General features: G+C 60.5%; 28 protein-coding genes and 2 pseudogenes. 18 read left to right on the forward strand and 12 right to left on the reverse strand.

Annotated elements, in window-relative coordinates; translation table 11 throughout:
* Window positions 1-191: 191 nt before the first annotated feature.
* Together RCH11_RS14415 and RCH11_RS14420 are read right to left on the reverse strand one after the other, a co-directional pair.
* The gene (locus RCH11_RS14415; protein WP_327057705.1) at window positions 192-1,238 is read right to left on the reverse strand and encodes an NAD(P)-dependent alcohol dehydrogenase; all 1,047 of its coding nucleotides are present in this window, start codon (window positions 1,236-1,238) and stop codon (window positions 192-194) included.
* 209 nt (window positions 1,239-1,447) lie between these two features.
* The gene (locus RCH11_RS14420; RefSeq protein ID WP_327057706.1) at window positions 1,448-2,341 is read right to left on the reverse strand and encodes a helix-turn-helix transcriptional regulator; all 894 of its coding nucleotides are present in this window, start codon (window positions 2,339-2,341) and stop codon (window positions 1,448-1,450) included.
* Window positions 2,342-2,499: 158 nt separating this feature from the next.
* Between RCH11_RS14420 and RCH11_RS14425 the strand changes: the two genes are divergently transcribed.
* From RCH11_RS14425 to RCH11_RS14445, 5 genes are all read left to right on the forward strand, one after another.
* Window positions 2,500-3,000, forward strand: coding sequence for a low affinity iron permease family protein (locus RCH11_RS14425; protein WP_327057707.1), 501 nt, complete (start codon window positions 2,500-2,502; stop codon window positions 2,998-3,000).
* 770 nt (window positions 3,001-3,770) lie between these two features.
* Window positions 3,771-5,048: an efflux RND transporter periplasmic adaptor subunit gene (locus tag RCH11_RS14430; RefSeq protein ID WP_327057708.1), complete on the forward strand. Its 1,278-nt coding sequence runs from the start codon at window positions 3,771-3,773 to the stop codon at window positions 5,046-5,048.
* Complete coding sequence (locus tag RCH11_RS14435) at window positions 5,048-5,785, forward strand: ABC transporter ATP-binding protein (RefSeq protein WP_327057709.1); 738 nt, start codon at window positions 5,048-5,050, stop codon at window positions 5,783-5,785. Before RCH11_RS14430 ends, RCH11_RS14435 begins: the two co-directional genes overlap by 1 nt.
* Window positions 5,782-6,987, forward strand: a complete 1,206-nt coding sequence (locus RCH11_RS14440; RefSeq protein ID WP_327057710.1) for an ABC transporter permease — start codon at window positions 5,782-5,784, stop codon at window positions 6,985-6,987. Before RCH11_RS14435 ends, RCH11_RS14440 begins: the two co-directional genes overlap by 4 nt.
* 51 nt (window positions 6,988-7,038) lie before the next feature.
* Window positions 7,039-7,602, forward strand: a complete 564-nt coding sequence (locus tag RCH11_RS14445; RefSeq protein ID WP_327057711.1) for a hypothetical protein — start codon at window positions 7,039-7,041, stop codon at window positions 7,600-7,602.
* 194 nt (window positions 7,603-7,796) lie between these two features.
* Here RCH11_RS14445 and RCH11_RS14450 read toward each other — a convergent pair whose 3' ends face one another.
* Entirely contained in the window at window positions 7,797-8,087 is a 291-nt protein-coding gene (locus tag RCH11_RS14450) for a hypothetical protein (protein WP_327057712.1), read from the reverse strand.
* Window positions 8,088-8,124: 37 nt separating this feature from the next.
* Here RCH11_RS14450 and RCH11_RS14455 point away from each other — a divergent pair, with 37 nt between their 5' ends.
* The gene (locus RCH11_RS14455) at window positions 8,125-8,751 is read left to right on the forward strand and encodes an SGNH/GDSL hydrolase family protein (RefSeq protein WP_327057713.1); all 627 of its coding nucleotides are present in this window, start codon (window positions 8,125-8,127) and stop codon (window positions 8,749-8,751) included.
* A 295-nt stretch (window positions 8,752-9,046) separates the two neighbouring features.
* On the opposite strand, the gene RCH11_RS14460 is transcribed toward RCH11_RS14455, so the two are convergent.
* On the reverse strand, window positions 9,047-9,586 hold the full coding sequence (locus tag RCH11_RS14460) for a tetratricopeptide repeat protein (protein WP_327057714.1): 540 nt from the start codon (window positions 9,584-9,586) through the stop codon (window positions 9,047-9,049).
* Between the two features lie 761 nt (window positions 9,587-10,347).
* Here RCH11_RS14460 and RCH11_RS14465 point away from each other — a divergent pair.
* Window positions 10,348-10,986: an alpha/beta hydrolase gene (locus RCH11_RS14465; RefSeq protein WP_327057715.1), complete on the forward strand. Its 639-nt coding sequence runs from the start codon at window positions 10,348-10,350 to the stop codon at window positions 10,984-10,986.
* A gap of 288 nt (window positions 10,987-11,274) precedes the next feature.
* Window positions 11,275-11,820 (forward strand): GNAT family N-acetyltransferase, encoded by a 546-nt coding sequence (locus tag RCH11_RS14470; protein WP_327057716.1) that lies wholly within the window; start codon window positions 11,275-11,277, stop codon window positions 11,818-11,820.
* An 89-nt stretch (window positions 11,821-11,909) separates the two neighbouring features.
* On the opposite strand, the gene RCH11_RS14475 is transcribed toward RCH11_RS14470, so the two are convergent.
* The gene (locus RCH11_RS14475) at window positions 11,910-13,160 is read right to left on the reverse strand and encodes a patatin-like phospholipase family protein (RefSeq protein WP_327057717.1); all 1,251 of its coding nucleotides are present in this window, start codon (window positions 13,158-13,160) and stop codon (window positions 11,910-11,912) included.
* A gap of 263 nt (window positions 13,161-13,423) precedes the next feature.
* On the opposite strand from RCH11_RS14475, the gene RCH11_RS18215 reads away from it, so the two are divergent.
* Both RCH11_RS18215 and RCH11_RS14480 read left to right on the forward strand, forming a co-directional pair.
* A complete protein-coding gene (locus RCH11_RS18215) occupies window positions 13,424-13,870 on the forward strand; it encodes an RNA polymerase sigma factor (protein WP_442789054.1) in 447 nt (148 codons plus the stop codon).
* Window positions 13,871-14,176: 306 nt separating this feature from the next.
* Entirely contained in the window at window positions 14,177-14,968 is a 792-nt protein-coding gene (locus RCH11_RS14480) for a class I SAM-dependent methyltransferase (RefSeq protein WP_327057718.1), read from the forward strand.
* 116 nt (window positions 14,969-15,084) lie between these two features.
* Here RCH11_RS14480 and RCH11_RS14485 read toward each other — a convergent pair whose 3' ends face one another.
* Both RCH11_RS14485 and RCH11_RS14490 read right to left on the reverse strand, forming a co-directional pair.
* Window positions 15,085-15,624 carry a DUF2127 domain-containing protein gene (locus RCH11_RS14485; RefSeq protein WP_327057719.1) on the reverse strand — a complete coding sequence of 180 codons (540 nt, stop codon included), beginning with the start codon at window positions 15,622-15,624 and terminating at the stop codon, window positions 15,085-15,087.
* A complete protein-coding gene (locus RCH11_RS14490; RefSeq protein WP_327057720.1) occupies window positions 15,603-15,896 on the reverse strand; it encodes a hypothetical protein in 294 nt (97 codons plus the stop codon). The genes RCH11_RS14485 and RCH11_RS14490 overlap by 22 nt, the downstream gene beginning before the upstream one ends.
* A 5-nt stretch (window positions 15,897-15,901) precedes the next feature.
* Here RCH11_RS14490 and RCH11_RS18220 point away from each other — a divergent pair.
* Window positions 15,902-16,034 (forward strand): annotated as a pseudogene (locus RCH11_RS18220) (transposase); the annotation flags it as partial.
* 16 nt (window positions 16,035-16,050) lie between these two features.
* Here RCH11_RS18220 and mgtA read toward each other — a convergent pair.
* The gene (gene mgtA / locus RCH11_RS14495; protein WP_327057721.1) at window positions 16,051-18,714 is read right to left on the reverse strand and encodes a magnesium-translocating P-type ATPase; all 2,664 of its coding nucleotides are present in this window, start codon (window positions 18,712-18,714) and stop codon (window positions 16,051-16,053) included.
* A gap of 154 nt (window positions 18,715-18,868) precedes the next feature.
* Between mgtA and RCH11_RS14500 the strand changes: the two genes are divergently transcribed.
* Complete coding sequence (locus RCH11_RS14500; protein ID WP_327057722.1) at window positions 18,869-19,105, forward strand: hypothetical protein; 237 nt, start codon at window positions 18,869-18,871, stop codon at window positions 19,103-19,105.
* 281 nt (window positions 19,106-19,386) lie between these two features.
* Here RCH11_RS14500 and RCH11_RS14505 read toward each other — a convergent pair whose 3' ends face one another.
* Together RCH11_RS14505 and RCH11_RS14510 are read right to left on the reverse strand one after the other, a co-directional pair.
* Complete coding sequence (locus RCH11_RS14505; protein ID WP_327057723.1) at window positions 19,387-19,605, reverse strand: hypothetical protein; 219 nt, start codon at window positions 19,603-19,605, stop codon at window positions 19,387-19,389.
* 298 nt (window positions 19,606-19,903) lie between these two features.
* Window positions 19,904-20,440 carry a hypothetical protein gene (locus RCH11_RS14510; protein ID WP_327057724.1) on the reverse strand — a complete coding sequence of 179 codons (537 nt, stop codon included), beginning with the start codon at window positions 20,438-20,440 and terminating at the stop codon, window positions 19,904-19,906.
* Window positions 20,441-21,127: 687 nt separating this feature from the next.
* On the opposite strand from RCH11_RS14510, the gene RCH11_RS14515 reads away from it, so the two are divergent.
* Window positions 21,128-21,331: a helix-turn-helix transcriptional regulator gene (locus RCH11_RS14515; protein ID WP_327057725.1), complete on the forward strand. Its 204-nt coding sequence runs from the start codon at window positions 21,128-21,130 to the stop codon at window positions 21,329-21,331.
* Between the two features lie 464 nt (window positions 21,332-21,795).
* Here RCH11_RS14515 and RCH11_RS14520 read toward each other — a convergent pair whose 3' ends face one another.
* Entirely contained in the window at window positions 21,796-22,140 is a 345-nt protein-coding gene (locus RCH11_RS14520) for a type II toxin-antitoxin system PemK/MazF family toxin (RefSeq protein WP_327057726.1), read from the reverse strand.
* Window positions 22,137-22,382 (reverse strand): CopG family transcriptional regulator, encoded by a 246-nt coding sequence (locus RCH11_RS14525; protein WP_327057727.1) that lies wholly within the window; start codon window positions 22,380-22,382, stop codon window positions 22,137-22,139. Before RCH11_RS14525 ends, RCH11_RS14520 begins: the two co-directional genes overlap by 4 nt.
* Before the next feature lie 83 nt (window positions 22,383-22,465).
* On the opposite strand from RCH11_RS14525, the gene RCH11_RS14530 reads away from it, so the two are divergent.
* The 5 genes and pseudogenes from RCH11_RS14530 (at window position 22,466) to RCH11_RS14545 (ending at window position 25,916) form a co-directional block, all read left to right on the forward strand.
* On the forward strand, window positions 22,466-22,837 hold the full coding sequence (locus tag RCH11_RS14530; protein WP_327057728.1) for a VOC family protein: 372 nt from the start codon (window positions 22,466-22,468) through the stop codon (window positions 22,835-22,837).
* Window positions 22,838-23,744: 907 nt separating this feature from the next.
* Window positions 23,745-24,065, forward strand: coding sequence for a hypothetical protein (locus RCH11_RS14535; protein ID WP_327057729.1), 321 nt, complete (start codon window positions 23,745-23,747; stop codon window positions 24,063-24,065).
* Between the two features lie 164 nt (window positions 24,066-24,229).
* Window positions 24,230-24,382, forward strand: a pseudogene (locus RCH11_RS18225) (TetR family transcriptional regulator); the annotation flags it as partial.
* 15 nt (window positions 24,383-24,397) lie between these two features.
* Window positions 24,398-24,790, forward strand: a complete 393-nt coding sequence (locus tag RCH11_RS14540) for a hypothetical protein (protein WP_327057730.1) — start codon at window positions 24,398-24,400, stop codon at window positions 24,788-24,790.
* Window position 24,791: 1 nt separating this feature from the next.
* Window positions 24,792-25,916: a glycosyltransferase gene (locus tag RCH11_RS14545; RefSeq protein ID WP_327057731.1), complete on the forward strand. Its 1,125-nt coding sequence runs from the start codon at window positions 24,792-24,794 to the stop codon at window positions 25,914-25,916.
* The last annotated feature ends 252 nt before the right edge of the window (window positions 25,917-26,168 follow it).

Consider the following 26,168-nt stretch of genomic DNA (forward strand, 5'->3'; position numbering starts at 1 on the left):
GGCTTTGTTCCGGCACGCGGCCAAGGGCAACGATTGAGCAATGCGACGCTCCACCGCTACTTGAGCCGCGTACTGAGAGCCTGAACGGGATATTTGCTTGCTCAAACCGAACTTTTCACAGAAAGAAAACGGCACGAAACCAGCGGAGGTTCAATCTTTCAGCTATCCATCTGAGTCTGTGGTGCCTCGTGTCAGGCGACGGCGAGGGTTGTGGCGTCGATGACGAACCGGTAACGCACGTCGGAGCGCACGACGCGCTCCCAGGCCTCGTTGATGTAGTCGGCCGAGATGAGCTCGATTTCGGGTGCGATGCCATTCTCGGCACAGAAGTCAAGCATCTCTTGGGTTTCCCGGATGCTGCCGATACCGGAGCCGGCGAACGATCGCCTGTTCCCGAATAGCGTGAATACCTCAACGGGCAACGGCTGTGCCGGGGCGCCGACACTGACCAGGGTGCCATCGAGGGCCAGCAGGCCGAGGTACGCGTTGATATCGATCGCCGCGGAGACGGTGTTGATGATCAGGTCGAACGTGTTGGCCAGGGTGTCGAAGGTGTTGGCGTCGCTGGTGGCGTAATAGTGCTCCGCGCCGAACCGCAAGCCATCATCCTGCTTCGACAAGGACTGGGACAGTACGGTGACCTCGGCTCCCATGGCGTGTGCCATTTTTACGGCCATGTGACCGAGGCCGCCCATCCCGACGACGGCGACCTTCTTTCCGGGACCGGCGTTCCAGTGGCGCAGCGGTGAGTAGGTGGTGATGCCAGCGCACAGCAGCGGTGCGGCTGCGGCATAGTCGATGGCCTCGGGAACTCGCAATACAAAGTCCTCGACGACGACGATATGGGACGAATAGCCGCCCTGCGTGATCGTGCCGTCGCGGTCCACCGAGGTGTACGTTCCGGTGTTGCCCTTGAGGCAGTAGTTCTCCATCCCGGCAAGGCAGTTGACGCATTCGCGGCACGAGTTGACCATGCAGCCGACACCGACACGATCTCCGACCTTGTGCTGGGTGACCTCCGCTCCGATCTCGGTGACCACGCCGACGATCTCGTGGCCGAAGACCTGGGGATAGGCGATCGGGCCCCATTCCCCGCGTGCGGCATGAATGTCGGAGTGGCAAACGCCAGCGTAGGCAATCTCAATCAAAACGTCTTTTGCGCCGACGTCACGGCGTTCGATGGTGGTGGGGACAAGGGGTTCGGTCGCCGAGGGCGCCGAGTAAGCAAGTGCGATCATATTGACGACTGTAGGCGCGCGAGCAGCGGTAAGGCAGGGGCCATCAGAACCCCTCTAGTGCGGAATATCGACGGATGAGAACGCAAAACCACGGTGCCGACTCACATGCCGTTTTCAGGAACGGGGCTGAGCGGCGGAAACTGACGACCATTTCACCTGTACGCCTGATCGTGTCGAGATCGTCCTCGCCTCAATCGGTGCTCTGGTAATCAGAGTGTGTTGGGCTGGCGATCCCCGCTCACAGGGATGCCTGTCACGTCAACTTCGGGTGCTGTCCACGCGGCCAGCAGCTGAAGCCGTTCGGCGCTCTCGGATCCCGGTTCCGCACCGTAGGCGATGAGAGTGAGGCCGTTGTCACCAACCAGTTCCAGTGCCTCCCAAAAGAGGTCCATAGTCCCAACGACCGGGTGTGAGATCCTGGCAACTCCAGCCTGATAGGTAAGAACGTCATGGTCGGCCCAGAGGGAACGGAATTCGTCGCTGCGGGTGGAGAGTTCACCGATCAGGTCACTGAGGTGTTTGTCGTATGGGTTTCGTCCCGCCGCAGACCTGAGGACGGCCACATTGCCCCGTGCGACTTCAAACCAGTCCGGGTAGAAGTCACGGGCGTTCGGGTCGAGGAAGATGAAGCGCGCCTTGTTCGGGGCGGAGATCGCGCCCTCGAAGATAGGTGCGTAGAGCGCCGTTCCGAGCTGGTTAGTGGCCAGAAGGTCCATGCGGTCGTTGCGTATCCACGCGGGGCCCGCAAAGGAGTTGAGAATTTGCTGGACCGGTGGTCGAACTTTATGGCTGGGCTGCGTCCAGTGTCCACCACGGGGGCTGTTCGCCAAGCGGGCGAGGTTGAACAGGTGATGCCTCTCGTCCGGGGTGAGTCGAAGCGCTCGGCCGACCGCTTCAAGAACACTCTCTGAGACACCGGTGAGGTTACCGCGCTCTAGTCGCACGTAATAGTCGATGCTGACACCCGCAAGGCTGGCGACTTCTTCTCTCCGGAGTCCGCTGACCCGGCGACGGGGGTCATGGCCGCCCATTCCGACGTCGCTCGGTTTCACGCGCGCGCGCCGGGACATCAGGAATTCGCGGACTTCGACAGTGTGCGGCATACATACGACTGTAGGGCGGCTCGAACGCTCAGGGGAGGTGTTGCCAGTACCTCCTTCGGCCGGTGCTGGGCGCACTGGTTGGGTGGACACGAGAGTGGGGCCAAGGCGTCCAGGGGACCAGCGGTGTTTTGACGGGAAAGCCACTTATTCTCTCCAGCGTGGCAAATACCGACAACGGCAACGAATCGATGAACGCGGACCACCGACATCGGCTGGATCAATCCCGTCTGGTGACGCGGATTGAGTCGATCGCAGGGCGCGACAAACAGTGGAGTAGCCGTATCTTGCACGGTATCGGCACAGTTAGTGAACACGCCGCGGCGGGGTTGAGTGCCGCCGGTGCTCTCGTACTCTGGGTCGCGGTCGGCATCGCGACGGCATTTCCTCCGTGGTGGGACAATGTGCTCTACGTTACGAGCTCATCCGTCACGGTGGTGATGGTGTTCGCACTCCAGCACACTCAGGCTCGACAGCAGGCGGTAACCCAGAGAAAGCTCGACGAACTTCTCCGTGCCCAGCCCGCCGCCGACGACCGACTCATCGCGTTGGAAGGTGCGTCGGACGACGAATTGGGGGCGCTGACAGATCTCAGTCAGGCAAACAGAGAACGAGCCCTCGGGGCGGATGCACCACCACCGATTGCGGATCGCCCGGCTTAGCCGACTAATTTGCATCGGCTGCGGACCCGGTCGGGATCGCCGGTTTCGTCCCTGTGAATGGTGTGGTTTCGGCTTCTTGAGGGTTGCTTCGTCAGCGGAAAGAGTCGTCGTGGGATGGTCAATGAAAAACGATCAAAGATCTCACAAAGGACTTCACACGATCGCGCTAGACCGGCGTGTTCCCCTCGACCTGCCGGGAGGACTCGAACTTTCTGTCAGATCCCAGACAGTTCCATAACAGGCGTTCAAGTCGAGACCACGCGGAATCTGAAAACATCACCGTTAGCGCTTGAATCTCATCCCAAGTGGTTCGAGACTTGTAGATCTGATTCCGCTCAAGTAAGTCCAACCCGAGCTTGCTTTTTCTTCGCAAATCAGGTCAATGCAAGAACTGGGCTGCTGTTTTGAAAGGCAAAGACTTCCAAAACACACGGGGCCTCGAACGTTACGCCAGGGCGCCCGTAGCAGGTAGCTAACTGAGACTGAGCTCCGAGCCACCTAAACGGGCAGGCAACGAGATTCCCACGCGTGACCCCCAACAACCGCGGGGGATTACCCGCAGAGCGTCCGGCTTGCGGGGCCGCATCGGGCACAAGTCATTCAGTACATGGCGGCGGGGAGGGCGAAGCTGCCCGCTCTGCCACCGTGAACAGCCAGCCCGCCCCGAGCTAGCCGGTAAAAGTTTGATCGACAGTCCGCGCTCGGACACGCACGGGCCGCGCACAGGTTGCTCTAACAGATTTCATAGTCGGCGCGTGCAGCTTTGAAAAATGAAATTTCGAAAATCCGTGGTGGTGAACAGTGCCCTTGCCATTGTGGTCGTCGGCGCTCTAGCAGGGACCTACTTTTTTGTGTTTCCTGTCTCAAATTCATCGAACGCAGCCACCCAACTCACCTCCACGGTGCAACAAGGTGTGGTGAGCAACACCATCGCTGCGACTGGATCGACCGCTCCGGTCACCGAACAAACCAGCTCCTTCGCTGTCTCGGGCGTGATTGCATCGGTGGATGTCTCACTCGGCCAGACAGTCACGGCAGGGCAGGTACTCGGTACCCTGCGAACTGGTCCGCTTCAGCAGATCGTGAATAACGACTCGACGCTGTCTTCCCAAGCGCGTTCGCTGTACGCCAATGCAAGTAGCGAACTTGCCGCCGTCGAGGCTGCGCCGGTGACCGCAAACAGCACGACGGCCCAATCCATCTCGAGCACTAACAGTGCGAAACAACAGGTGGCGACGGCGCTCGATCAGGTGACAACAAACACCCAGAATCTGGCGAGAGATGAAACGAATCTTGCCAACGCGACGCTCACCTCGCCGATGGCAGGAGTGGTGATCGCTCTCGGCGAGTCAGTGGGACAGACTGTGGGCTCGGGCTCATCGTCGGCATCCACTACCGAATCGGCCAGTGCCACAGCAGCTAGCGGAACATCTTCCGCTAGCTCAGGGTCCAGTTTCGCGACGATTGCTAATATCTCGGCCATGACGGTGAGCGCCAGCATCGCCGAGGCAGATATCTCTTCGGTTACGGTCGGTCAAAAAGCGGTCGTAACCTTCCCCGCCGTGCCGGGGCAAACAGCCGAAGCCACGGTGACAGCGATCGCACCAACTGCGACGACGAGTAACTCCGTGGTGACGTACGCGACGACGATCACGCTTGCCTCGATTCCGACCGGTTTGCGTCTTGGCCAGACGGCGACGGTGGCGATCACGACAAAAAGCTCGGCCGCCGATGCGCTCTATGTGCCGGCAGCTGCGATCACAATGGCCAATGGAGTCTCGACGGTGAAGGTTGTCGGAAGCACCGGCAAAATCACCCCGGTCACCGTCACCCTCGGCATTATCGGTACTGCTGGAACGCAGATCCTCACCGGGCTTAAGGCTGGCCAGACGGTCTCGCTCGGTGTAGTGGCTGCCACGACCACCGGAACGCCGGGTACTGGGCGCACCGGCTTCGGCGGCAACGGAGGGGGATTCGGTGGCCGCACCGGGGGCGGTGGGCTCGGCGGTGGCGGTGCGGGTGGCAAGTCGACCGGGAGCGGCAACTGATGTCGCTGAATGATGGCCGGTCAGCGGTCCCGGTCGTGAAGCTCACGGATATCACTCAGGTCTACGGCACCGGGGATGCTGCAGTTCACGCTCTTCGCGGCATCAGTCTTGATGTGGCGCAGGGTGACTATGTGGCCATCATGGGGCCATCGGGATCGGGGAAATCGACCCTCATGAACGTGCTCGGCTGTCTCGATGTCGCCTCGTCTGGCACGTACAGGCTGGCGGGAAACGACGTGAAGATCCTGGAAGAGAACCAGTTGGCACGGATTCGGAACCGGCAGATCGGGTTCGTCTTCCAGTCTTTCAACCTGGTGCCGCGGATGTCTGCGCTCGCCAACGTGGAGCTTCCCCTCGTCTATGGCCGGGTCGGCCGCGCGGAAAGGCGCGAGCGTGCCCACGAGGCCCTCGACAGCGTGGGATTGAGCTCGCGGGCAAACCACCAGCCTCAAGAGTTGTCGGGCGGGCAACAGCAACGCGTCGCTATAGCGCGGGCCCTGGTCACCTCCCCGACCCTGCTGCTCGCCGACGAACCCACGGGAAATCTTGACAGCGCGTCGACCGACGAGATCCTGGACATGTTCAATCATCTAGCGCTTCAGGGACGCACGATCATCGTCATCACCCACGAACCACACGTGGCCGAGCAGTCCCACCGGATCATCACCCTCAGCGACGGACTAATCGTGGCTGACCGCACACTCCAGCACAGCGAATCGGTGGGGGTTCGGTCATGAGCTTTGTGGAAATGATCCTCTCCGCCCTGCGCGGCATCACCGCGAACAAGCTGCGATCTGTGCTGACCCTCCTCGGTGTCATGATCGGCGTCGCTTCGGTAATCCTGCTGCTTGCGGTCGGAAACGGATCGGCCCAAACGGTCAACTCCGCCATCTCCCAACTCGGCACGAACACCCTCACCGTGCGTCCCAGCGGCGGGGGCGGTGCAACCGGGACGGGCGGGGCGAAAAAGATCACCACCACCGTCGGGGAGCAGATCCAGGCCGCGAAGCTCGGGCATGTCAGGGAAGTTATCCCGCAGGTCGCCGGCAGCCTCACCGTCGCTTCCACGACCGCGTCGGAGACTTCGATTTCGGTGATCGGCACCACGCCCGCCTACTTCACAGTCGGTACCAATTCGATCGCCACCGGGTCTGCTTTCACCGCGGCAGATGTCACAAACTCCACCAAGGACGCGGTGATCGGCACCACGCTCGCCGGCGAGTTGTTCCCCTCTGGCTCAGCACTTGGGCAGCAGGTGACCGTGGGAGGAACCCCGTTGACGATCGTCGGCATTCTTGCCCAACAGGGAAGTGTCGGATTCACCGACCCCAACTCGGTGATCATTGCCCCGATCAGTCGCATACAGGCTTCATTCACCGGCTACGGTGCAGTCAGCTCACTCACCGTCGAGGCGAAAAACGCTGACGCCGTCGCCGCAGCCCAAGGCGAGGTCGAGGTGATTCTCAACCAGCTTCTCGGAATCACAGACACCGCAAACGAGCCATACACGATCATCAACCAAGGTTCACTGCTGCAGACGGCCGCTACAAGTGCCGCGAGCTTCACAGTGCTCCTCGGGGCTGTCGCGGCTATCAGCCTGCTCGTCGGCGGGATCGGGGTGACGAACGTGATGCTTGTCAGTGTGACCGAGCGCACCCGGGAGATCGGCATCCGCAAGGCCCTCGGCGCGACCCGCGGGGCGATCCTCGGCCAGTTCCTCGTCGAAGCGGCGACGCTCACACTGCTCGGCGGGGTTCTCGGAGTGATCACAGCGCTGATCGGGGCCCAGCTCCCATTCAACGGCACGCAACCGGTCGTGCTGTCGTATTCGATCCCGTTGGCGCTCGGAGTCTCGGTAGCCATCGGCATCTTCTTCGGGGTTTATCCCGCCGCCCGCGCGGCGGCGATGCGACCCATTCAGGCACTGCGAGCGATCTGACCCCGTTCCTTCCTAAGAACTGTGACCACCATAAGAAAAATGAAAGATGCCATGTCGAACAATTTTGAGTCCACATCGCCGCCCATCCCGCCCATCCCGGAACCGGTGTCGAGTAGGCCGACGGCTCCCGCTGCAACACGCCGCAAGTGGCTGACCCCAGCTCTCGCGCTCCTCGCCGTATTGATGATTGGCGTCTTCGGGGGAGTGTTGATCGGGCACGCGACCGCCTCCTCCGCACAGGCGTCAAATGTCAGCGGGACCTCTCGGAGTGCTAACGGAGGAGTGGGCGGCGGAACAGGCGGTACCCGGCTCGCTGGCGGCGGCCTCACCTCCGGAACCATCGTCTCTGTGACCGGCACAACAATGGTGGTCACAGCGCAGGATGGCACGACGAAGACGATCACGACCTCGGGCTCTACGCGGATCAGCAAGACGAACACCACCACCCTGTCGGCACTTAAGGCCGGCCAAAAGGTAGCGGTGGTTGGTGCCGCTGGTTCGAACGGAGACATCGCTGCGACCAGCGTCTCGGAGGGCGCCCGCGGCTTCGGCGCCCGGCCCGGCGGCGCGCCCGGGGCCCCCGGGTCTGGAACGACCGGCAGCACCAATGGATAACACCGAAACATTTCAGACGCCAGGCGCACGCCCAGCCCCTCCTGCTTCCGGGGTACCTCGAAGAACCTGACAATGCGGGCGGAATGACATCCGAACAAGTCAAGGGCGCCGGAACAGAGTGATCGACGTGCGCGCTGATACCTCCGAGGCTCGCTTCACGCCTCATAGGAGGCATATCCGATTCCCCTTCGGCACTAAAACTTCGCAAGTACAACGAGAGAGTCGGGTTGGCTCGACCTCACGGTCTGATGAACGGAAGGAAGTCCGATGTCAATCTCAGCAACGCGCAATTGGTCGCGCGGCATAGCCATTGCCGTCGCGACCGTCGCCTGCTGCTCCGTCATCACCGGAGTGGCATTGACCTCGGCGGCGGGCGCACGATCGACGACCACGAGCCCCTCGGCAGCATCTAGCCCCAACCACAGCCCTCCTGCTTCCGCTAACAGCACGACGACACCGAGCCCAACAGCTACACCTTCTCCCACCCCACCCGCCCCCGTTCCCGTTCCCGCTGCTGCGCCAATGCAAGTACTGACAATCGGAGACTCGATCATGAAAGGCTTCGGACTCACTCCGGCGGATGCCTGGCCAGAGCTCATCTCGGCCAGCAACGGCTGGGATCTCACCACTCTCGCCTGTAATGGAGCCGGATTTCTCGCCCCGGGCAATCCGGACGAGTGCGGCGATACCTTCGTCGACATCAGCCGCTCGACCGCCGCCCTCCACCCGGATCTCATCATTATCGAGGGCAGCAGTAACGACTTCGGAGAATCGAACTCCCAGCTGCTCGCGGCGACCGTCACCGCCCTCGCGCTATTGCGTTCCGAGTTCCCGAACGCCGAAATCATCGGCCTGAGCACAGTCTGGTCAGAGACAGAACCGCCCGCCCAGCTCGCCGACATCAATTCCCAGGTGCAGCAGGCCGTGACGGCGGTCGGGGGCCACTACCTCGATATCGGACAACCGCTCGGCGGACATCCGGAGCTGATGCAGGACGATGACGTTCACCCGACCGTTGCCGGTCAGGCTGTATTAGCTGGCACAATTCAGGCTGCCATCTTGGCCGAACAACACGCCACCGCCCTCCAGAAAAAGCAACAGCAAGAGCTGGAGCAGGAGCTGAAGATGATGTCCCGCTGGGCAGCATAAGTTCACCGAAGGTTAAGCCTGAGCCAGCAGAGTTTCTACGGTTGTAAAAAAGGCGCGACCTCGGTGACATGAGGCTGGTGCCCTCACATGCTGGTACCGGTTTATAGAGCGGCCTGGCCGGTCTGGGTGAAATTGCGGTCAGCTGTCGAGATTGGTGCTCGGATCAGTGCCTGAGGACCAAAAATCGATCACCTTGACTATGACTCGCGGTCACCGTAAGAGCCGCCCGGTGGCCGTCCGGCTAGCGGGCGAACAATCGTTGTGAATTTTCTAGCCAGCAAACTTCTACTGGTGACTAGCCGTCCAAGTCGACATCGGAGGGATTTGCCTTTGTGGAGGGCGTGTCGAGTGAGATCAGATACTCTGCGTTCCCTCGGATAGCGGGTTTGTAACGGTCCAAATCTTCGGCGTGCACATGGTCGGCAAGAAGTTTTAGAAGGCAACCAAGAGAGGTGTTTGTGTTGCCGGCGGCGTGGAAGGTGAGGGACTCGAAAACACCAAGCGCCACGGAGTCTGGAAACTCCAGCCGGGCAGTTGCGAAGACTGCCATGGATTTGTCAAGGCGGTCGAGGTTGCGAAGAGTGCTTCCATATTGCAGGTAACAGCGACGTCGCAAATCACCGACGAGGCCTTCGCTCATGGCCTGCTCATAGAACTCCAGGGCAATGGCTTCCTCGCCTGCGGTGTCGTATGCACCTCCGACCTCGTACAGGACACGTGGGTTGTGTGGATGCTCCTCGCGCAGTGGAAGCAGCGCGGCGATGGTCGGAGCCATATTGTTACGATCGCGAGCCTCGAAAATGCGGTCTAATTCATCATTCAGTGCAACGTTCATGGTGCCCCGTCCCAGCTTCTGGAAGCCGTAAACGCTCCCGACGTCACGCTACAGGTGCGAAGCTAGACCCAGTGCCGGAGCCAAAACTTCGCAGCCCTCGAACGTTGCCTGCAATTGAGTTTCCGCTTACGGGGAATTCTGGTGTCCTCTCGATGGGCAGATAACGGGATCGTTGGGCAGGGAAGCGACGGTCTAGGTTGCGTGTACGGCTCGGTTCAGGTGAGACTCAGTGAGAGCCCTTCCCGGAGGAGAATTAGATGCTTTCGTCCGTTCCGATTCCCAGCAATCCCTGGCCACACGACATGGTCCTCACCATCGAAAACGATTCGCAGACACTGCTTGACCTGCTCTGGGTTCGTGAAGCGTGGAGTCTGCAGCCAGCCGGAGAGGATCTTGCCCCACACTGCATGAGCTCTTCGGTCCGAGCTGGCGTGATGCCTTCAACGACGATGCTTTCACGGACCAATAGCTGGTCTGGAATCAAGCTCAGTTCGAGGCCAATTCAAATAGTCGCTACCAGACCTCGGAAGAAGAACCAGAGCGGGTCTCATTCGCGGCCCTGATCCCGGCATGGCAAGCGGGACTGAGCAAGGTCGTCGTCATTCCGTGCACAGGCAGTTTCACCAGAGTCATTGGGCAGCACGCCCTGCTGTTAACCGCGGAAACCCGGGATGACCCAAGAAGGTACAGCGAAGCGCTCGGGCTGTTTCAGTAACCGTCCCAGTTGCAAGCAGCAGGTAGAGCGAGCCTAGGCTTGCCGGATGCTTATCCTCGAAGCTGATGCCCCTCGCGGCATTGTGCTGTTCGGATCGGGGGCCGGCGGCGACCCGCGGCGGTACAGCACAGTGCTCGATGCTCTCTCAAGGGCCGGGTTCACGGTGCTGGCGCCCACGAATGGGCGTTTCGACCCGCGCACGGTGACGACCGAGCAGCTGCTTGAGCGTGTGCAGAGCCTGACCTCAGCGCTCTCGGAGTACGAGCACACCGATCTGCCCGTGGTCGCCGCCGGGCATTCGGTGGGTGGCTGGGCGGTCCTGTGCCTGGCCGGAGCACAACCCTGGGATCGCGCCGGCCAGCCGATTCCGGTTCCTGCCGAGGAACGGGTGACGCGGCTGGTATTGCTCGCGCCCACCGTCGGCTGGTTCCAGGCCCCAGGGGCGCTGGCGGAGGTCAGGGTGCCGATAGACGTGTTCGCGGGGGCGAAAGATCCCATCACTCCCGCATCAACAGCCGAGATCCTTCGCTCAGCGCCCACTACGGTGGAAATTCACGTGTACCAGAACGCCGGACACTTCGACTTCATGACCGACCTCCCTCCCGGCATCGGCCCGACGTCCGGCCTCGACCACGCCCGGTTTCTACACGAGGTGACGTCACAGATCGACATCGCCGTCAGTTAATGACGCGCAGCAGATGGCCCCTTCATTGAGAGATGATTTTGCTGAGCGTGCCGTGTCAGACAGCGCTGCGTGCAACGCGCAGCCACTCCCGCAATTTCAAAGCGTTTTTTTCACGGATAAGACGAGTCCACTTCCCAACCCGGTCGGGGTTCCCCTGTGACGCAGCACCAACACGCTTTGTCGGCGCTTAAATTCGCCGCAGATATGTCCTGCTTATCGTTCTCACAGCGGGTGTCGGTGCTGCTTGGGATCGAGTGAGCGATGAGCCTGTCGGCTAGGGTCCTTCCTGTGACGCCTGCCGACCAGCTGATGCCCGAGTTGATCCCTGTCGATGACGCGGTGCTCGATCAAATTGTGGACGCGGCAATCACGGACGCCTCAGCTGACGAGGTGACACCACCCCTGTCCGCGGCCAATGAATGGACGCCGGCAAGAATTGCGTGGCTTCGCGACTACCATCGAGCCAATCGAGAGGGCCTTGCCGGACCCACGGGGGAGGCCACCTGGGCTGTCGTCGTGTCCGGCGAAGTAATTGGTTCAGTCCGTTTGAAGCTGACTGACCAACCGCACGTGTTCGAGACGGGAATCTGGCTCACGCGATCCAGTCGAGGGCATGGGATCGGATCCGCCGTCATGACTGCGGTCCTTCTGGAAGCGGCCGCTGGTGGCGCGAGCGCGGTGCGAGCGGAAACGGCTGAAAGCAACGGCGGCGCGCTCAGCGTGTTGCGTCGCCTCGGATTCAGGCTCCTCCCGGCCGAGGAGGGTCGCGTCCACGCGTTGCTGAGCCTCGACGCTACAAACCAGACAAATTATCGGCCGCTGCATTCCCAGTGAGCGTTCCGCTTACGGGCTCCTTTCGATGCCAAAAAAGACCTCGTATCCGTCACCGAGAGCACTGTGAAATCACGTCCGCAATCGGTGCGTCATTCGACCGCCGCTCGGCGGCGATCAACGAGTGCCTTGCCGTCGTTCGATGTCCGGGGAACATTCCCGTGGTTGAAGTCCGCCATCAGAATCAAGAAGTCCGTTGCTGCGCTGACGCCGTTGAGAAACAACGTGTCCTGCTGTTTCTTATCGATGTCGAAATCAGTCGTACTGATGCCAGCGTTGTCCACAAAGATCGTGCGACCGGCCGTGGCTGGGTCTACGCCGTACGAGTCGCCCTCATTCAGCATGGTGTGAAGGCTTTGGCTCGCGATCGACAAACTATTTTCGCATTTCCTGTCCGGCGGGAATGAAGTCTGCAATGCGGAAAGTCTCACGCCGATCGTTGGCCAGCGCGGGGCTTTGCCATCAACCCTGTCGAAGGCATGAATGGGAAAATTGTTCAGCATCCCACCATCTACCCAAGTAACTGTTCCTCCTTCATAGTGGCGTTGAATGAACGATCCATCCGGCAGCGGTAGCGCGATATCGACTGGGTAGGTAGGAAATGCAACCGGATCAAAGAAGAACGGGATGGACATGGACGCCCGCACGGCATCGACGACGACCATGTCGTCAGCAACTCGGCCATAGTTGCCGTATTCCCACGGCAGATGGACAAGCAACTCCCGAGTGATATCCGAGGTGTGGACGACCAGACTGTATTCGTGTCCGGCGGGAAGGCTCATGCCAGAATCGCCCGATATCGATAACTTCAGATCGCAGAATTTGTCGACACCCAGACCCGCCAAAACTGGCCCCAACCATTCTGTGAGGTAGTCGCCGCTGTAGATCCCGGGCCGTCGAAGCAATATCGATGCATCCACTACACGATCGGCCAGGGGCCCGAAATGGTTGTCAAGAAATTGATGCAGTCTGCCATTCGGCATGAATTTTTCAAAGACGAGGCTGTCCATGATTGGCTTCAACTCGGCCATGTCGTGGCCCGGGAGCGATAGCGCAGCGACCAAGCTTGCCGCGATCGCGCCGGCGCTGGTGCCAGCGACGCCGCGGAACGTGTAGCCGGCATCGCTGAGGGCGAGGATTGCCCCTACCAGCCCGATGCCTTTGACCCCGCCTCCCTCAAGTGCCAGATCGGCGACGAGATGCCTGGTCCCTCCCTCGGCCGCCGGGTCTACCCAGCCGTCAGACTTGAGCAGTTTCGCGGCCGCTGCTCTAAATTTCACTTCAAGGTCTGGAGGTCGGCGAAAACCGAATCTTTGGGATGGGTCCATAACTATCTGCGTCACTGAGTGCTCCATTGAATGGCCCCCGCGTACAGACCGTTATACCCTTGCGACGCCGCCAGCCACAATAACCAAATGGGTGTTCGTTCTGGCTCGGACGTCTGGTCTGTTGGTCGGAGCGGCCACACTGTCTTCACTTCTCGGACTGAGATGGGCTTCGCTCGCGTCTGTTCAATCCGAGAAGGGGGGCGACGGTTATGGTGGGACGGCCGCAAGTTTCACAGCAGTTTCGCTTTATGTTCGTAGGGGAGATGCCTCATTTTCCGATGCAGTGGTTCCTTCCTTTGCTTGGCTTGGCTTGTGGCGCCGTGCACGGTCGATACCTGACAACGACGAGGAAGGGCGGATGTGGATGTTCGGGATCGCCCGAAAACTGCTCGTCACCCACAGTCGAGGGTCATCCCACCGACTCACCCTCGCCGATCGTTTCCGCGATAGCTGAACTATCGGTGTCGGATCGCGAAATCATCATGCTGGTGCACTGTGACGGATTCACCCTCGTTGAGGCGAGCCGCCTCCTTCGCCTTCGAGCGACCACCGCACGGAGCCGCTACTACAGGGCACGGAACCGGCTTAGGGAAATCGTCGAAACCGCATTGGCCGCCGATCAAAAAACTTCGAACACGACCAGAGTTTTTCATGATGCTCAGCACGGCTCAGAACCCAGTAAGCAACAACCCCCAGCCCACGAAAATCGACCCGTCAGCAGTTGAACTTCCCCTAACGATTTCCTCCACCGTCGGGGACTGGACTCAATCCCGATTGTAGGAAAGTTGGACGGGGCTGGGAGAGCGTGGCGTTCCCATTGAGGGTTCCCATGCCACACATAGCCGGCTTTGTCCGGGGCAGCGCAATCGACTTCGGATCTGTCGCCTTGGCTATCCCGTCAGCGGCTGTCACTCCTATCGACCCCGTGCACATCGTTACAAGGTCAGCACGTGGTTCGCCCGCGAAAGTCTCGACCTGCCTTGAGGACTCGAACTTTCCCGGCGAAGCCGTTGTCGCAGTACAGTGGCGCGATGAGCGGTGGCGCTGTCCGGGACAATTGGGGGCACGGTGACGCGTATGAGCGGTTCATCGGACGATGGAGCAGCCTCGTTGCGGTCAAGTTTCTGGATTGGCTCGACCTGCCCGGCGGACTCCGGTGGGTGGATGTCGGGTGCGGCACCGGAGCCCTCTCGGAGGCGATCCTTGACACCCAAGATCCCACCTCCGTCAACGGGGTGGAGCCCTCCGCTGGTTTCGTTCGCGCAGCAACCCAGCGGCTCGGCGACCGCGCAACACTGCATCAGGCGCCCGCGGAAGACCTCCCCCTGCTCGACGGGTCGGCCGACATCATCGTTTCGGGACTAGTGCTGAATTTCATTCCTGATCTGCGTGCGGCGCTTTCCGAAATGCAACGGGTAGCGCCAGGCGGAATAGTCGGCGCCTACGTCTGGGATTACGGCGGGGGCATGGACATGCTTCGCGTGTTTTGGGAGGCAGCAGATGAGGTCGATCCCGGCGGGAGCATGGATGAGGGCAGACGCTTCCCGCTCTGTCGGCCCGGAGCGCTGGTGGCCGCGTTCACAAACGCTGGGCTCGACGATCCCGAGGTAGTCCCGCTGGAAATCGAGACTCCGTTCGCGGATTTTGAGGCCCTGTGGAGTCCGTTCACCGGCGGCCAGGGTGCAGGGCCAAGCTATCTGGTTTCGCTCGATCCCGACAAACAGGCTGCCCTGAAGGAGAGTATGCGCGATCGAATCCAGACCAACACCGATGGCTCGATTTCCCTGATCGCTCGTGCTTGGGCGATCCGGGCATCCCTCTAGAATCTCGGCCAATCATCGCAGCGGGCTCTGGCCCGACATCGCCATTGACTCAGCGCACCTCGCTGCGTGGCCCATTCCGCGGTCGAGCGAGTCGCGGGAAGCGCGAGCCATACGTTTTACTTCCGTGGTTCCGCGGTCGCAGGAACCGCGTTTCGATCTTTCCCCAGCGAACGCCGACGATGGTTGCCGTACTCGCGGATTGTCAGAACGACGATGAAAATGTCGAAAGCCGTGAGGAGCACCAGTCCCCACGAAAATCCCACGATGAGCTGATAGCCCTGATACAGGATGAATGCTACGAGAAATGCGACCATCCAGGGGTAAGCCCACAGCTTGTTTTTCAGGATCGCCAACACCAGCACGACTTTCACGAGGCCATGCAGCAGGAGGTAAATCGCCCCAAACAGGGTCGCGCCTCCGGTGAGACCACTCGTCACATGCAACAGGGCATTTGCAATCAGGTCGTGACGATCCTCGGAAATTTCATGCTGGGTCAGGAAGCGGGCCAGCTGGCCGAGCTGCGCAGGCGACACGAGCATAAGCAAGACACCGCCAATGATTTCGAGCGCACCATCGAGCCCCTTCAGGATCAACGCGACCCAGAATGTGCGGTCCAGAAGGGTCTGGTCCGACATCACTCCACTTGCTTTAGACATAAATCAAATGTCACATTTTCTCTTTCGATGAACAAGCTTGATTGGGTAATTACCCGTGTGGAACTTCCCGCGCCTTCATCCCCGATCGAACGCCAGTAGCGCCCCGGTCGCCAACTATTTCGAGGAGCAGACAGCCGCCCAAAGGCGAAATAACGGCCCATGCTGTTGAACGGCGGTTTCAAGTGCAACACCGTTTTGATGTGTTGGTTCAAAATTGGTGTGGCGCGGATATCTGCGGGGGTGAGGTCGCAGTGGCGCTTGAGGGCAGGCACCCGTTGGTGTTCTCGAACTGGCGATTCCTCGGGACCGTGACGGGTCATTCGCCCCGGTTCTGGTAGCGGAGGACTCCCGGCGGGACGACGGTCCTCGATATCGACCATCACCTGGTCTCCACGATCCGCATCGAGATTTGGGGGCAGTAGTCGATCAGGTCCTTGCGTGTGGCGACTTCGTGGTGAAGCGGGATGCACGTCGGGCGACCCGGTGCGGGTACCCACGGCGGCGCACGGGCGCCGCCACAACCCGTTGGTCGGCCCGGGCGAAGAACCACCTTTTCGCGAACTCCACAAGAACGAGGTAGAGCACGACCATCCCGACCAGAGCCAGGAAGAACGGGGCCGGAAGTGGCACAAAACCGAGCACCCCATTGAGAGGCGAGTACGGCAGCCAGACGCCAATGGCGACGACGCCGAGCGACGCCAGGGTGAGTCCGAGCGACGGGCGGCTGCGAAAGAACGGAACACGACGAGTGCGAATGGCGAAAATGATGAGTGTCTGTGTTGCGATCGATTCGATGAACCAGCCTGATCGGAATTCGGACGGTGCGGCGGTGAAGAAGAAGAGCATGAGAGCGAACGTAGCGAAGTCGAACAGGGAGCTGATCGGCCCGAAGAGCAGCATAAAGCGGCGAATAAACCGGATGTCCCAGTGTGACGGTGCCTCGAGCTGCTCATGGTCCACCCGATCGCTCGGGATCGCCAGCTGACCGGCGTCGTAGAGCAGGTTATTCAGCAGGATCTGCCCGGGAAGCATGGGAAGGAACGACAGGACCACTGATGCAACGGAGGCGCTGAACATGTTGCCGAAGTTGCTGGAGGTGCCCATCAGGACGTACTTGATCGTGTTGGCGAATATGCGGCGACCTTCCATCACGCCGTTGGCGAGCACGCTGAGGTCCTTCTCGAGCAGCAGCACATCGGCTGCATCCTTGGCAACGTCGGCCGCGCTCTCGACGGAAATGCCGATGTCTGCCCGGTGCAGGGCCAGTGCGTCGTTGACGCCGTCGCCGAGGAATGCGACCGAGCGCCCCTTCTCGCGGAGGCTATCGATGATCCGCGCCTTCTGCTCTGGGGAGACACGGGCGAAAATGGTTACACCACGGGCCGCTTCGGCCAGTTCGGTGTCGCTGAGGGCGTCGATGTCCCCGCCGGTCAGAGTGCCACCGGAGACCATTCCCAGGTCGGCGCAGACCTTCTCGGCGACCTTGGCATTGTCGCCGGTCGCGATTTTGACCGCGATACCTAGGCTGGCGAGCTGTTCGAGGGATGCGCGGGCGTCGGCCTTTGGCCTGTCGACGAATACGAGAAAACCGGCCAAGATGAGGTCCCGCTCATCGGTAGCTTCGATATGGTCCAGACCGGGCGCAGTGCGGGTTGCAACGGCGACTACGCGCGCGCCCTCTTCATACTGCGCCTCGAGAGTGGAGTGGGCATCCGCGGAGACCGCCGAGCAGCGCAGGAAGATATCCTCCGCTGAGCCCTTGGCAATCAGTAGCGGAGAGTTGTCAGCGTCGGCGAAAAGCACGCTTGTCATTCGTCGGTCGTGGTCGAACGGAAGCAGGTCCAACTGATGCGAACCGCCCAAAACAAATGAGGCTGCCTGGGGGCTCTGCCACAGGGCGGTGTCCAGAGCGTTTAGGCCCACAACGGAGGGATGAGGTTTCGTGTAGTCGGCCTCGGTTGAGAGCAAACCCCAGCGGAAGAGTTGGTCAGCAGTCACGGATTCGTCGGCGGGGATCGCGGCGGTGAAGCTGATTCGCCCCTCTGTCAATGTGCCCGTTTTGTCGGTGACCAGCAGATCAAGATCCCCCAGATCTTCGATACAAACCAGGCGCTTCACCAGCACCTTATTCTTGGCGAGGGCGCGGGATCCGGTGGCAAGGCTTGTGCTGACCACCGCCGGAAGCAACTGCGGCGTGATCCCCACCGCGATTGCCAGGGAGAACAGCAGCGACTCGATCAGCGGGCGCTGCAAAAGGAGGTTCGCGACGAAGATCAGGCTCGTGAGCACGATCGCGACCTCGAGGAGGAGCAACGAGAAGCGGCTGAGGCCCTTCTGGAATTCTGTCTGCGGTTGAGCCGTTGCGAGACCGACCGCGATTCGGCCGAAGATGGTGCGCGGTCCGGTACTGACAACGACACCGGTGCCACTGCCCGATTGCACTACTGTGCCCATGAGTAGGCAGGAGTCGAGATCACCGATACCCGCTACGGACGCAATGGGTGCCGGATCCTTCGCGACCGGCATCGACTCGCCGGTCACAATACCCTCGTCGCATTGCAGGTCCTTGCTACTGAGCAGCCTCAGATCGCAGGGAATAACCGAGCCAACACTCAGCGTCACGATGTCGCCAGGCACCAGGTCGACGACATCGACCTGGTGCTTTTCGCCGTTGCGAAGAACGACCGCACGATACCTGACCTGGTCGTGCAGCGCATCTGCGGCTCGCTCGGCACGGAACTCGTTGACGAAGCCGAGGCCCACACTGACGACAAGGATGACCGCAATGATTACTGAGTTCGTGGCGTCGCCGAGAAACGCCGAGACGATCGCTGTCGCGAACAACAGGATCAGGATGGGACTCTTCAGCTGCCGACCAAGAACCACCCACGGCCGAGCTCGATGTGCGCGAACCGCGTTAGGGCCGACGGAGGCAAGGCGGCGGGTAGCTTCTTCGGACGTCAGACCGTTCGCACTCGTCTCGAGACCGCGGAGTACGTCGGCAACGGGCGAACTGGCGGCACTCCTCAGCGCATCGGGGGCCGCGGGCGCAACGAGTGCTGTCTTGTCGATGGGGATCTCTCCGGTCACACTGTTTCGACGGTCTGCTCAGTGGGCGCTCGCCGGCTGTTTCACACTAGGCCAAGATGGCGGCCGGATTAGAGCGCGTCGCCAATATCCACAGCGCGCCGTGCCCGGCCGAAAATAATCAATTGGAGGCAGTGCCGCTATCGGATCGACGTCGGTGGCGACCACGGTCGTCTCTTCGAAGGAGGGCTACGACGCGATGACTGACTGGCAGACCCAGAGTTGTAAGACTCTCAAGGGCATCAACCAGCCGATCACCGGCGCGCTGAGCGATCCGTTCCCTGATACCGGCACATGCTCTCCGGAGTGTGGCACTGGCATCCTGAGGGTCGCCGTCGCTCGACACGGACCTACCGTCGACGGTGTGGGTCTTTCGGCGAGCATGCTCGCCTGAGCAGGCTGCAGGGTCGGAACAGCAGCAGTGAATTGGATCGTCGGGGACGCTCGCAGTATTCCGCGGGCTCGAGATCGAGGCTCTGGTACTGGTCTTCCGAGATCGAAGCGCCGTGGAGGGTCAGCCCGATGCGGCGGGCTTCGATGTTGGAGCTGTCTCCGGAGACGGGAAACGTAGCCCATCCTCGGAGGAGGGGTAGGCCCCTTCAAATTAAACCCCGCGACACGTCTTTCTGGCAGGCGTACGTCGGAGCTCTTACTCGGCTCGCGACAGTGGGAGTCTCACCTGTTCGTTCGACCGTGCCCTGGTCGGCGTAGGCCGAGCACAATCAGGATGATGCCAGCGACGGCGAGAACGAGCCCGATGGAAAGCCACATTCTGCTCCCCGTCATGAAACTCCCCGGGATCAGGTTCATGCCCTGCCCGGCAAATACTCCACCAATGATCAGAGCGATCACTCCGACGAGGATCAGGGCGATGCGCCCGATTCGGCTAGTCACATCCCCCAACTTACCCTCGACTAGCTCAGGTCGCCGATCCGACAACGGTCCGATCCGATTGCTACGACGCAGTGGTCAGTCCGAGAGCTCGGTCGTGGTCCGTAGAGTCCGCCGTCGACCAGATGACAGTGACCCGCGCCTATCTTCGACTCCTCGATCGCCGCTTAATCCATCGGTCGAGTTGCGGACTTCGAGCCCCGGCAGAATCACGTACGAGGACAAGGTGCAACTCGTGGCTGTTCCACTTCGGTCTCCCAATGATTGGCCATTCGACCCCTTCTGGCCTGACCCTCTTCGATCACGGTTCGAACTCTTCGGCAACAATGACCATTGATGCCGTGGCCCGATAGGCCTCGATGTCGTCGGCGGCCAGGATGCCTTCAATCAGTTCCGCAGAGCCCGAAACGTACACACTCGCACCATAGAGGTCGTTGCCTACCGCCCATGCACCATCAGCAGGCAGCCACCATTGGGCAGTACGACCTCCGACTGACTCGCCGACCGTCTCGATCCCGTCCCGCAGGTCGCCGGTGAGAACGAACATCCAACGCGCCAACGGCAGTTCGACTCTGGCAGCCGTCAGCACATCGGCTCGCAATCCTGCATAGCCTTCCCAGACCAGGAAGTAGCAGTCGGTGGGGGTTCGGGTGTGTGAACGGAGTATTCGCGACAACGTCACCGCCACCTCGGGATCAATAGTTCCCTTGTCCGGGCGATCCGGACTCGATCCATCGACCAGATCGTTCCAGCGCGTTGTCGCATCGACTTTCACAGAACCGGCGGCATACGACGCCCAAGAGCGGGCGGTGATCCCCTGGCCGCGAACCGGATTCATCACACGAACGAATGAAGCGTGACCCCCCGGTAGGTACTGGCCAACGGTCATTTCGGCGCCCTGGGGCAATGAAAGCGCGTAAACAGCTGACGGAAGTGAAGCCGTCGCACGCAAGGTCATATCCGCACCCTATTCGAATCAACACGGCTACCGGCCAGGAAACATCGCACACATCGTCGGCACGGCCGGTGGTTTGGTCGTAACGCCCAGACCTGTCGCGCTTACCGTCTCTTTGCGGGCATCGGGATGTGATGATTTGACTGTAAAGGTAACTTTACAGAAAGGCATGCCTTGAGAATATGGACCTGGTTTTTGGGCAGCAGTCTTCTGGCGTTAAATTTGTATATGAGCGTTGGCCCATGTCCTTCTCAACGAATTCGCCTGGATACCCTCGGTGCTGAACGGCCTAATCGTCTTCTCAAGCGGAATCGGATCACTTCTGGTCCGCAAGTCCATCGAACGGCGGACCCGCACCGACAGCCCGAAAGTATTGAGCGAGGCCTGGCGATCAATGCTCGCTCAGATGCCTTCCCCGCCCAGTTGATTATGACCACCGGATTGGGGGCCTACCTGATCAACGCCAACGCATTTGGCCCAGGTCTGGCCTGCCTCGGTGTAACAGTTTTGGGCATCGCATGGTTTTGGATTCGCTATGGACGATTGCTCTCACGTGCATAGCCGAGACGCGTGAAGAACTCGCTGTCTGAACATCGCCGCGCGTGCCATTTGTCCCAGGAGAATCTTGCACAACAGGTGGGCGTATCCCGGCAAACCATAATCTCCATCGAAAAGGGCCGCTACGCACCCAGTCTTGCCCTTGCCTTCAAACTGGCCCGCCTCTTCAACACCACCATTGAGGGCATATTTGAATGGAACGAGACTGTCGACTAGAGGAGCATCAAGCTCAGCTGCAGGCTTGGCGGACTCCGCTCAAATCGAAGCGTTACATGAATCGGCGTCGAGGCTGCCACCTGTGAGCGAAGCCCCGGATGTCGCACATTCATCCGCTCGCCTTGATGGGCATGCGCGTCAACGTGATGACGTCCCTGCAGTTGGTTTTGCCTGTGGTTACCCGCTTCATGGGAAGTCGAAACAGATGGCTGGTCGCGGCGGTTTCGCTATCGACTTGGCGTTAATTCCGTGGCTGCAATCCAAAAATCGATTAGCAGTAGTGCTACTGGCGTTAAATCCGAGGTTCACGCGTCAAGGCTTAGGGTCCGTGCTATTTGAGACGCTCAATAACACATCGAATGCACTCACGCACTGGCTGCAGACGAGAGACCGTGAAACTTCAACGCTACGACTCTGTAACCGAATGGGAACCGCCTGCCGGGCTGGCGCGCATGCTGTGCGCCTCAGATGCCCAAGACCAGGCGAAGCCCCTCGGCGATCTTGGAGAGTACGTAGCTCGGGACACGTCCGACGGGATAGGGCTCGACGAACTCGCGGCTGACCGGGCCCACCTGCGACACCACTGCAACGGAGTCCTGCCCAAGCCCAGACGCATCGACCGGCACTAGCACGTTACCGGGAAACGCCTCGAGCGCGGTGTTCGAGGTTAGTGGAACGACAAGCACCGTCGCGATCTCAGTGGCGAGAAGCCATTGCTCTTGCATGACGACGGCCGGACGGCGCTTTGCTGGCTCAGAACCACGCGGTGACCCGAAGTCGACCCAGACGACATCGCCGTGGGAGATCACCAGCTCGTACCTTCAAGCACGGTGCGCTCCGATTCCCGAAGGAATGGGCTATCTGCGGCGGGTTGTCCGACGCGGGCGATGACCGAGTTGGCAAGCGCAGTCAGCTCGGCTTCGCCTTCTAACTCTTCCGCGAGGCGATTGCCAGCGATGCGATAGAACTCTGACCGGTTCATGCCGTGCCGTGCTGCTACGCGCTCGAAGCGTTCGAAGTCGCCGTTCGGAATCGAAATCGCTGTTTTCATAACCCCAGTATAACTAGTTATACCTTTTTGATCAGGGAAGGTACGGATTTCGGGCGTTGGCGATTGTCCAATCCGGGGGTTGCATGATCCGTGTGGCCTCGATCGTGATCCGAGTAGACGGCCCGAAACGTCAACTTATAATCTCGTCCGCGACGCTCGACTACGTGCCGCGTGATGATCCGGACGCGGATTTTGTCATGCTTCGCCCACGGGTCGGCAACGGACCGAATCTTTCGCTTGACATGCATGCTTCCCAGGCGCCAATTCCACCACGAATTCATCTCGACCTTTACGCGGAGCAGCAAGCTGAGGAGGTTGCGAGGCTGTTGGCGCTTGGTACGACTGAGATCCACTGGGATAAGCGGCCATTGGATGCTGACTACGTCATCCTCACGGATCCCGAAGGCAACCGGTTCTGCGTCATCGACGCGGCTCAAAACGGTCAAAAATGTTGAAGGAGCCTCGCACGAGGTTCCTCACTGACACAGCATCGATGCGCTCCGCCGTTCGCAGGTTGGGCACCAGATCTATAGCGGTGGAAGTCCGGCCTGCTGGCACAACTTCGGTTGCCAATCGGCTATTCAGAATGAGCCCGACTCCATGAGTTGATGGTGGTGGCTGCGCTGTTAGCCCTGCGGCCATGAGTGTTTCTGCGCAGTGGATCGAGCATCGGCGTGGCTGCGATCGTGAATTGCTTGGCCGGATGGCACCCGGGGCGACGGTTTCGTGGTCATCGATTTGCTGGGTCGCGCACGCTCGACGGAGGGGGGTTGGCTCACCGCGGAGAAAACACTCCTTGAAACCGGACGGGGATTCCTCGTTGATTCATTTGAGTTTCGTCTCGCTGGCGGACGTTGGCTGCCAGGCTTGGCCACTACCGTTTCCACGTCGACGTCACCTTCGGCGGGTTCCTTAGAACTCGCGCCTGAAAATCAATTGATCCTCCCAGGGCCGGCCCATATGCCCGAGCCAGCACAGCATGGTTGATGCGTGAGCCCTAACGGCTAAAGGCGACCCGGGAGCATCATTGACAAGTTGGTCAAATTAGTGTTAGTTGTAGTTAACACGAATTGGAGTACCGGGCTAGCCAATCCCGGTTGGATTGACCCTCGGCCAACAACTGCTGGGTTGTCTCGTAAAGGAGCACATCGTGAAATATCCCTGCTCGCGCATTTTCGCAGCTGTGGTTTTCGGTCTGGCTGGCAGCCTTATCTCGCCGGATGCAGCACCACGCCCTCGGATCCAACTATTACGGCCGCTGGTAGATCAACGTCTGTTGCTTTTGCGGACAGCGGACTCGGCGCCGTCGGCGCGTGCAGTTTGGTTACCGTTTCAGACGTCACGACCGCGATGGGCGAGCCGATGACCCAGCCCGGTGGCACCGCCGCTGACTGTGTCTACGCCGCTACCGCAGACCAAGGCCAGCAGCTCCTGGTCCACGAGTTCCTCGACCAGACCAACATGAACAACATCATCCAACAGCTCGAATCCAGCCGGGAACACATCGACGGGCTCGGCGTCGACGCCTTCTGGAACGGCACCATCGACACGATGTTCGTCCGAACAGCTACCCGCGGCTTCACCATCACATCGACGAGCCTCGGCGCGAAAACGCCGGCTGACCGGGACGCACCCAAGTCTGCGATGGTGAACCTCGCCATGACCGCACTATCGAATTTCTGATCCACGCAATGTCCCGATACCCGTCATGACGATGCCACCTATGTCGCACTCACACACCCAACTGATCGTGACCTTTGCCGATGGACCCCATAATTGTGCCGTCTCTCCAGCGAAGGCGACCGATGGGGCACTCTGAGCGTGGTTATTCGATGTCCAACCGATCGATGGCCGTTGCCAGGACGCGGGAGAAGATTTTACGAGCCACCGTGGAACTTGCAACCGAAAAACTCACTGTCGAGATTGTTCTTGCTGAGATCGCGGGCCGCGCCGGAGTAACGGTGCAGACAATTCTTCGTCACTTCGGGACCAGAGATCGCCTGTTCGACTCAGCCGTGACGTTCGCGAGCGCCGAGATTGTCACTGAACGTGCCGCGCCCGTCGGCGACGTTACCGAGGCGGTGCAGGTGATCGTCGATCACTACGAGACCCGCGGCGATTGGGTGGTCACCCTTCTAGGTCAGGAAGCATCCAACGAACGCATCCGCGGCATCACCGTGCCTGGCAAACAGATCCACCGCACGTGGGTGGAGACCGTGTTTGGGCCGCAACTCTTCGACCGGACCGAAACTGCGGGTCCGGCCATTACTGATCTTTTGAGCGTTGCGACGGACGTCTACACCTGGAAACTGCTGCGCCGCGACCGCGGCCTCAGCCGCGACCAGACAGAACAACGGATGCGGCAGCTGGTGGATGCGATCCTCGCGTCACGTGAAAAGGAGAGCTGAGATGTCTCGATTCCTGTTCGTCACCTGGGACGGTGGCGGCAACGTCGGCCCGGCAATGGAGATAGCGAAGGAGATGCAGCATCGGGGTGAGGAAGTGCGCTTTCTGGGCCAAGAGCAGCAGCGTCTGGCCCTTGAGCGGGCAGGATTTGACTTCACCGCCTACAGCAGGCCAAGGTCGTGGACCGCGATCGGCAAACGCGACAGCCTCAAGAACACTCTCGGTTTCCTCAGCCTGCTCATAGGTCGGGGTCTCGGCCGTGACCTGATCGCGGACGTCGACAAGACACAGACCGATCTGGTTGTAATCGACTGTCTGCTCTTCGGAGCGTTGGACGCGGCCTCGCGAGCAGGGCTCCGCCATGTCGTGCTCATGCACTCCCTCTTTGACGCTATCGACCAGAAGATGGCCGGTGGCGCCCCTGGCATGGTCGCACGGATCGTCGGCCTGCGCCCACGGAAGCTATGGGCAGGAGCCGAGCTCGTCGTCGCCGCGACCCTCAAAGAACTTGACCGCCCCCCACAGCCCGGCTCGCCGTTGTCGCTCAACTACACCGGACCGGCAATCCCTGAGGCCGTCGAGACCGCGGCGCAACCATCCGTGACTAACATCCTGGTGAGCCTGAGCACGACCTACATCGCGGGGCAGACCCAAGCGCTCCAGCATGTACTCGACGCCCTCACAGATCTGCCCGTGCATGCGGTGGTCACGACCGGTCCCGCCATCGACCCGGAGGAACTACGTGCCCCCGCGAACGCGGAAATGCACCGCTACCTCCCCCACGCCGAGGTCATGCCCACCGTCTCCCTCGTCATCGGGCACGGCGGGCACTCAACCACGATGCTCGCCCTCGCACACGGCCTGCCACTACTCATCCTGCCGATGAATCTCATGTTCGACCAGGAAATTATCGGACACGCAATCCAAAAGAACGGCGCAGGAGTCACGCTGGCGTCCTCCTCCTCGCCAACTCAGATCCGTGCCGCCATCGAACAAGTACTGGCTGACGGCACCTACCGACAAGAAGCAATGCGCCTTGGAGCAGCCATCCGCGCCACTCGGGGAACGCAGGCCGCCGCGACCCTGCTCCAAACACAGGCCATTCAGGTCGAACTCCGCGATACATAAGGAGCACTAAGACTCACCCGCTGGCAGTATCTTCGCCAAGTTCTTGCACATTGTTGGCAGGGGGTATCCGGCACTGAGGCCTTGTCGTGATCATGGCTCTCGTCTCAACAAAGGTGTGCTCGAAACCATCTTCTCTGCCGGGGATCACGGCTAAGACCAATACCGTTCAGTTAAGTGTTTGAAGGCGGATTTGGGGGCTGTGTTCGGGTTGTGGCCAGTGGGAGTGGTGGTCGCGTTTGGCAAGCCATTTGG

The sequence above is a fragment of the Glaciihabitans sp. GrIS 2.15 genome (genome assembly GCF_035984695.1).
In the GTDB taxonomy this organism is placed as follows: Bacteria; Actinomycetota; Actinomycetes; order Actinomycetales; family Microbacteriaceae; genus Lacisediminihabitans.